This is a genomic window from Gordonia sp. UBA7599 (assembly GCA_002477755.1).
In the GTDB taxonomy this organism is placed as follows: domain Bacteria; phylum Actinomycetota; class Actinomycetes; order Mycobacteriales; family Mycobacteriaceae; genus Gordonia.
This window is the reverse complement of record DLKD01000115.1, coordinates 12,305-12,725: the sequence shown is the minus strand read 5'-3', so window position 1 is coordinate 12,725 and position 421 is coordinate 12,305. Positions and strand designations below refer to the sequence as shown.

General features: G+C 69.8%; 1 protein-coding gene. It reads left to right on the top strand.

The genetic code is table 11. The annotated features are described in order from the left end of the window. Nucleotides 1-421: VWA domain-containing protein (locus tag B4L26_RS13025; protein WP_290719310.1), on the top strand; the 421-nt coding region annotated here is incomplete at both ends.

Below are 421 nucleotides of genomic sequence, written 5' to 3'. Positions count from 1 at the left end.
CGGCGGACCGGGCGGCGGCGCTGCGCGCGGCAATCGACGCGGAGACGCAGCGCCGGATGGCCGGGCGCCACGGTCGCGACCGAGTTGCCGAATATGCGGTGCCCAAGCTGCCTGAACAGATGAGCTTTCTGCACTCGGGTGCCCGCGACCTCGCGCAGATCCGGCGGACGGTGCAACCGCTGGCCCGGTTGTTGGCGGCCCGTTTGGAGATTCGACGGCGACGCGCCCGGCACGGCCCGGTCGATGTGCGCCGAACGCTGCGCGCATCGATGTCGACCGGCGGCGTGCCGATCAAGCTGACTCATCGTCGGCCCCGTCCGGGACGCCCGGAACTGGTGATCATCTGTGATGTTTCGGGCTCGGTGTCGGGCTTCTCGCAGTTCACGCTGCAGCTCGTGTACGCGCTGCGCCAGCAGTTCTC